The following is a 6,462-nucleotide window of genomic DNA, read 5'->3' on the forward strand; positions in this document are numbered from 1 at the left end:
CCTTTCCGGTAGCAGTCTCCACGCCCTGCCCGGCAGCCGCCCGGCGGGGCGTTTTGCATTCGGCATCCTCCCGAACCAGAGACGCCTAGCCTCCTGACCCAGGATGCGGCGGATCCGGCTCCGCCGGTCCGCGCGCATCGCCCCCTTGAGGGGGCCCGCGTAAGCGGGTAGGGGGTGGACTTCCCTTCAGCGCGTAGGGGGGGGCCCAAACTCTCCCCCCAGCCGCCGCACCTCGTCCTGCAGGAAGGCCAGCGCCTCAGCCGCGCTGGCCGGTTCGCCCTTCACCCCCAATTCGATATGGCGGCGCTTGCCGTCTCCCATGCTGGGCAGGCTGAACGCCTTGACGCCGGGCCACCGGTGCTCGAGAGTTTCCATGACGGGAGCGATGCGTGATTCGGCCAGTTCGAACACCATGAAGGAATGCTCGATGTGCGGTACCGCGTGATGCAGAGCGGCATAGCGGTGATCGAGCGTCCATTCGATCATGGGCCAGGCCATGATGGGAAAGCCCGGCACGAAGGTGTGGTCGCGGATGAAAAATCCGGGAATCTTGTTGTAGGGATTGGGAACGATCTCGCTGCCGACGGGGAATTCCCCCATCTGCAGCCGGCGCACGTTGTCGGGCGCGCTCATGTCGGCCGTGCCCGAGCCCTGGGCGGCGGTGTCCTGGCAGCGCTGGGTGATCAGGACCCGGGCGTCGTCGTGCAGCGCCAGCGGTACGTCCAGCGCCGCGGCGGCGGCCTGGCGGGTATGGTCGTCGGGCGTGGCGCCGATGCCGCCGCAGCAGAATACGACGTCGCCGCTGGCGAAGCTGCGGCGCAACGCTTGCGTGAGGGCTTCGCGCTCGTCGCCCAGGAAGTGCGCCCAGGCGAGCCGCAGGCCGCGCGCGCCGAGCAGTTCGACGATTTTGGAAAAATGGCGGTCCTGCCGGCGGCCCGACAGGATTTCATCGCCGATGATGAACAGGCCGATATTGCGGCCGGTATCAGGGGATGTCATGGAGTGGTTTCGCTGCGCAAGCGGCGCAGCCCCTCGAGGGTGAAGTGGGAGAACAGCAAGGCGGAGAAGACGGGCAGCAGGAACCAGGCCAGCGGCACCAGGTTGATGAGCGAGCAGATCAGCCCCAGCGTCCAGTACCCGCGGTTGTGCCGGGCCAGCAGCGCGCGGCGCTCGGTTGGAGACGCATGCTCGAGCATCGCGTCGAGCCGCAGCATGCGCGTGAAGGCGAACGTCCACCAGGCGACGGGCAGCACGATGGCGAGCGGCGGCAGCAGCCACAGCGGCAGGGTGAAGAGCCAGCCCAGCACGAACAGGACGGAGACCCACGCCGCGTTCCACGCGCTGGCCAGCGCCCCTCCCCGCCCGCGCCGCTCGAGTCCGGGATAGTCGTTGCGTTCGAGGTTGCGAAGCACGAGGGGCATGATGAGCAGCGCGGCGACGACCAGGCCGAGGATGCCGGACAGCGGCAGCAGGATGAGCGCGCAGACGACGGGGATGAGCCAGAGTTTCAACGAAGCGATCCCCACCGCCAGGAGCAGGCTGTCGATCTGCTGCATGAAGGGCAGCGCGAACAGAGTGGTCTGCAGCCAGACGGTGAGCGGGTCCCAGAATAGCCAGACCAGCACGATGGCGCCGATCAGCGCCACGATGAAGGGCAGCAGCAGCGCGAGCAGCATGGGTCCGCGAAATTGCGATACGAGCGCGCGGCCCAGGGCCAGCCCCACGCCTTCCAGGCCCTTGCCGGCGGTGCCGTATTCGTTCAGAGCAGAGCGCATTGCGTCTCCGGGAGTTCGGGCTGTTTGCAAGTATGACGCAATGCCCAGGCATAATTGCTACGAAATCCTCTTCGTTTCCGATTATGGCCGTCTATTTACCCGATGCCGATGCACGCGAATTGTCGCGGCGCCTCGATGATCCCCAGACTGTGATGGTGGCCTGCCTGTGCGCGGCCTGGTGCGGAACGTGCCGGGAGTACCGGCCCAGGCTGGAAGCGCTGTCGGGACAGTTTCCCGATCATGTCTTCCTTTGGGTGGACGTGGAGGAGCATCCGGATCTGCTGGACGATGAGGATATCGAGGATTTTCCTACGCTGCTGGTGCAGGATGGGCATCAGACGCTGTTCTATGGTCCGATGCTGCCGCATATCGAGCACTTGCAGCGTTTGTTGACGACGCTGCAGAACGACAGCCCGGCGCCGAATCTGCCGGGGGCGCCGGAGTTGCGGCGGGCGTTGATTTAAATGGGTTGAGTTCTTAAAACGGCTGTTGGCAGGCAGGCCGAGGGCCGGGCGGGTCAGCGAAGCCGGTCCCGGCGTTGCCGGGACTTCCCGCCGGAGCGGGGCCGGCCGGGGCGGGCGCAGAACTCGCGCGGGGACAGTCCCCCGGACTGTCCCTACTGCCGCGCTCGAACAGCTGCGCCCTTGCTTCCCCGTCCAACCCCGCTCCGGCGGCGGCTCCAAATGTCCCGCCCGGCCCTCGGCCTGCCTGCCAACAACCTCCAGTAACGCAGTGCCAACAGCGATACAGCCCCGTTGGTCATCGGCTCAACGCTTCCCAGGCCTTGACCAAACGCTTCACCGACACCGGCATAGGCGTGCGCAGCTCCTGCGCGAACAAGGCGACACGCAGTTCTTCCAGCATCCAGCGGAATTCGTCCAGGCGCGGGTCGGGGACGCCTTTGCGGGCGGCACGGGCCCGCTGGTAGGGGACGAGCAGTTGGTTGAGGTCGGCCAGCAGGCGGGCGTCGCGGGCGGGGTCGGCGCGGAGTTTGTCGATGCGGGCCTGGATGGCTTTGAGGTAGCGCGGGAAGTGGCTCAGTTGCGCGAACGGGTTGTCGCGCACGAACCATTTGGAGATCAGGCCGCGCATCTGTTGTTCGATGTCGGCATGCGCCGCGCCGTGCGCCTTGGCCTGGGGCAGTTTGCGCTGGGCGGCGGCCCATTCGGTGAGGACGGTGTTGGCCAGGCGGGCGATTTCCTGGGCGAGCAGGCCTACCCTGCCCTTGCCTTCGGTGCGGCGCCGGTTGAAGGACTCGGCATCGGCGGGCCAGGGGTCGCCCAGGCAGGCCTGGGCCAGCGCGGCGTCGATGATCTGGTCGCGCAGTTCTTCCTGGGTGCCCAGGGGCATGTAGAGCATGCTCATCTGGGTCAGGCCGTTCAGGTTCTTTTCCAGGAATTTGACCTGTTCCTTGAGTTGCAGGCGAAACAGGCGCAGCAGGCCGGCGCGGTGGTGGCGGGAGGCTTCGTCCGGATCGTCGTAGACGTCGAGGTCGCAATGCGACCCGCGGTCCACCAGGGCGGGATAGCCGATGACGGAAAGGCCGCCGCGCTTGATTTCCATGAGTTCGGGCAAGGGCCCGAAGGTCCAGTCCACCAGGTTTTCGTGGGCCAGCGCCTGCGCGACGTCCTTGTCGCGCGCGGCCACTTGCTGGAAGGTGGCTTGCGCTTCGCGGCCCAGTTCGGCTTTGAGCTGAGCGAGGTTGCGCCCCATGGCGAGCATGCGCCCATGCTCGTCCACGACGCGGAAGTTCATGAACAGGTGGGCCGGCAGGGTCTCGAGCTTGAAGTCGGCGGGCGCCAGTTGCACGGTGGTCTGTTCGCGCACGTCGGCGATCAGGCCGTCGATGAGGCCGCGGTCGGGTTTTTGCGCACGCTCGAACCAGCGGTCGTAGAAGCCGGCCGCGTAGTCGGGCAGCGGGACGCAATGGCGGCGCAGCTTTTGCGGCAGGGACTTGAGCAGCAGGTGCACTTTCTCTTTGAGCATGCCGGGCACCAGCCATTCGCAGCGCGCCGGGTCGATCTGGTTCAGCGCAAACAAGGGCACGGCCAGCGTCACGCCGTCGCGCGGCGAACCGGGCTCGAAGTGATAGTCCAGCGCCATGTCTATGCCGTGCAGCGACAGCTTCTTGGGAAAGACGTCGGTGGTCACGCCGGCGGCCTCGTGGCGCATCAGCTCGTCGCGCGAGAGGAACAGCAGTTTCGCACCGCCCTCTTGTGCGCTCGCTTCGCGATACCACTTTTCCAGCGTGACGACGCGGTTCACGTCGGCCGGCACCTGGCGATCGTAGAAGGCGAAGATCAGTTCTTCGTCGACCAGGATGTCGGGCCGGCGCGACTTGTGCTCCAGCTTCTCGATGTCGGCCACCAGCTTGCGGTTGTGCGCGATGAAGGGGAGCCGGCTGTCCAGCTCGCCGGTGGCCAGAGCCTGGCGAATGAACAGTTCACGCGCCTGGCGGGCGTCGATGCGGCCGTAATCCACCCGCCGTCCGGAGTAGATCGTGAGTCCGTACAGCGTGGCGCGCTCGTTGGCGACTACGCGCCCCTCTTTCTTTTCCCAGCGCGGATCCGACCAGTTCTTGCGCAGCAGGTGGCTGCCCACGCGCTCGATCCAGACCGGATCGATGCGGGCGACGCAGCGCGCGAACAGGCGCGAGGTCTCGACCAGTTCGGCGGCCACCACCCAGCGGCCGGCTTTCCTGGCCAGCCTGGAACCGGGATGGATGACGAAACGGATGCCGCGCGCCCCCAGGTACTGGGCGTCTTCGTCGCTCTTGGTGCCGATGTTGCCCAGCAGCCCCGAGAGCAGCGCCAGGTGGATCTGCTCCAGTGTGGCCTCGGTCTGGTTCAGGCGCCAGCCGTGCTCGCCCACCACCGCCGCCAGTTGCGAATGGATGTCGCGCCATTCGCGCATGCGCACCGGCGATAGGAAATGCTGGCGCAGGTTCTCCACCAGCTTGCGTTGCGACTGCTTGTGATCGACCGCCTCGTTGAACCACTTCCAGAGTTTCAGGAACGCCATGAACTCGGAACGCTCGTCGGCGAATTTGGCGTGCGCCTGGTCGGCGGCCTCCTGGGCATCCAGCGGGCGGTCGCGCGGATCCTGCACCGACAGCGCGGCGGCGATCACCAGCATCTCGCTCAGGCAGGATTGGTCGCGCGCGGCCAGGATCATGCGGCCGATGCGCGGGTCCACCGGCAGGCGCGCCAGTTCCCGGCCCACCGCCGTCAAGGCGTTGTCTTCGTCGATCGCGCCCAGTTCCTGCAGGAGGTGATAGCCGTCGGCGACGGCGCGCCCCGGCGGCGACTCGACGAAGGGGAATTGCTCGATCTCGGCCAGCCGGAGCGATTTCATCCGCAGGATGACGCCGGCCAGCGAAGAACGCAGGATCTCCGGATCCGTGAACGGCGGCCGGGCGGCGTAGTCGGTTTCTTCATAGAGCCGGATGCAGATGCCCGGGCCGATGCGGCCGCAGCGTCCGGCGCGCTGGTTGGCCGATGCCTGGCTGACGGGCTCGATGCGCAGTTGCTCGACCTTGTTGCGCCACGAGTAGCGCTTCATCCGCACCAGGCCGGTATCGACCACGAAGCGGATGCCGGGCACCGTCAGCGAGGTCTCCGCGACGTTGGTGGCCAGCACGACGCGCCGGCCGCTGCCCTTGGGATGGAACACGCGCTCCTGTTCGGCCTGCGACAGCCGGGCGAACAGCGGCAGCACCTCGGTGCCCGGCGGGTGGTGCTTGCGCAGCGCCTCGGCGGCCTCGCGGATTTCGCGCTCGCCTGGCAGAAATACCAGCACGTCGCCCGGGCCGTGGCGGGCGCACTCACCTACCGCGTCGACGATGGCATCGATCAGGTCGCGCTCTTCGTCGCGCGACAGGTTCTCCTTCTCGCGCGGGCGCTCGGGCTTGCGCGCCTGCGCCGTATCGTCGCCGTCGCTGGCCTGCATGCCGCGGGTATCGACCGGGCGGTAGCGCACTTCGACGGGATAGAGCCGCCCGGATACGTTGATGACCGGTACTTCGGGCCGGCCCGGCATGGTGAAATGCGCGGCGAAACGTTCGGCGTCGATGGTGGCCGAGGTGATGATCAGCTTCAGTTCCGGCCTGCGCTCGAGCAATTGGCGCAGGTAGCCCAACAGGAAATCGATGTTCAGGCTGCGCTCGTGCGCCTCGTCGATGATCAGCGTGTCGTAGGCGCGCAGCAGCGGATCGCGCTGCGATTCGGCCAGCAGGATGCCGTCTGTCATCAGCTTGACCGAGGCCCCGGGTGCGGTGCGGTCGTTGAAGCGTACCTGGTAGCCGACCACTTCGCCCAGCGGCGTGCCCAGTTCTTCGGCGATGCGCCGCGCCACCGAGGTCGCGGCCAGCCGGCGCGGCTGGGTGTGGCCGATCATGCCGGCCACGCCGCGGCCGGCCTCCAGACAGATCTTGGGAAGCTGGGTGGTCTTGCCCGAGCCGGTCTCGCCGCTGACGATGACGACCTGGCCGCGCGCCAGGGCGCGGGCGATCTCTTCGCGCCGGCCGCTGACGGGCAGGTCTTCGGGGTAGGTAATGGGCGGAACCGGGTTGCGCCGTCGTGCCGAAGGCACACTCTTGCTGGATTGTGCGGCCATGAGAAGAACTTGGGTTAACCCGTTATTATAATTTCCGGTATGAATGCTGCAGCCCAACCTCCCGCCCCCGACC

Annotated in this window: 4 protein-coding genes; 1 reads left to right on the plus strand and 3 read right to left on the minus strand. The window is 67.1% G+C overall.

The window, feature by feature from the left end; all coding sequences use genetic code 11:
- Positions 1–186 precede the first annotated feature (186 nt).
- Positions 187–999, minus strand: coding sequence for a competence/damage-inducible protein A (locus PIGHUM_RS21530; protein ID WP_124081771.1), 813 nt, complete (start codon positions 997–999; stop codon positions 187–189).
- The gene (locus tag PIGHUM_RS21535; RefSeq protein WP_124081772.1) at positions 996–1,775 is read right to left on the minus strand and encodes an EI24 domain-containing protein; all 780 of its coding nucleotides are present in this window, start codon (positions 1,773–1,775) and stop codon (positions 996–998) included. The genes PIGHUM_RS21530 and PIGHUM_RS21535 overlap by 4 nt, the downstream gene beginning before the upstream one ends.
- An 83-nt stretch (positions 1,776–1,858) precedes the next feature.
- Between PIGHUM_RS21535 and PIGHUM_RS21540 the strand changes: the two genes are divergently transcribed.
- On the plus strand, positions 1,859–2,239 hold the full coding sequence (locus PIGHUM_RS21540; RefSeq protein ID WP_124081773.1) for a thioredoxin family protein: 381 nt from the start codon (positions 1,859–1,861) through the stop codon (positions 2,237–2,239).
- Positions 2,240–2,534: 295 nt separating this feature from the next.
- Here the strand turns inward: PIGHUM_RS21540 and hrpA are convergent, their stop codons facing one another.
- Positions 2,535–6,389 carry an ATP-dependent RNA helicase HrpA gene (hrpA, locus tag PIGHUM_RS21545; protein WP_124081774.1) on the minus strand — a complete coding sequence of 1,285 codons (3,855 nt, stop codon included), beginning with the start codon at positions 6,387–6,389 and terminating at the stop codon, positions 2,535–2,537.
- Between the last annotated feature and the right edge of the window lie 73 nt (positions 6,390–6,462).

Source organism: Pigmentiphaga humi (genome assembly GCF_900606115.1).
Lineage (GTDB): Bacteria > Pseudomonadota > Gammaproteobacteria > Burkholderiales > Burkholderiaceae_B > Pigmentiphaga > Pigmentiphaga humi.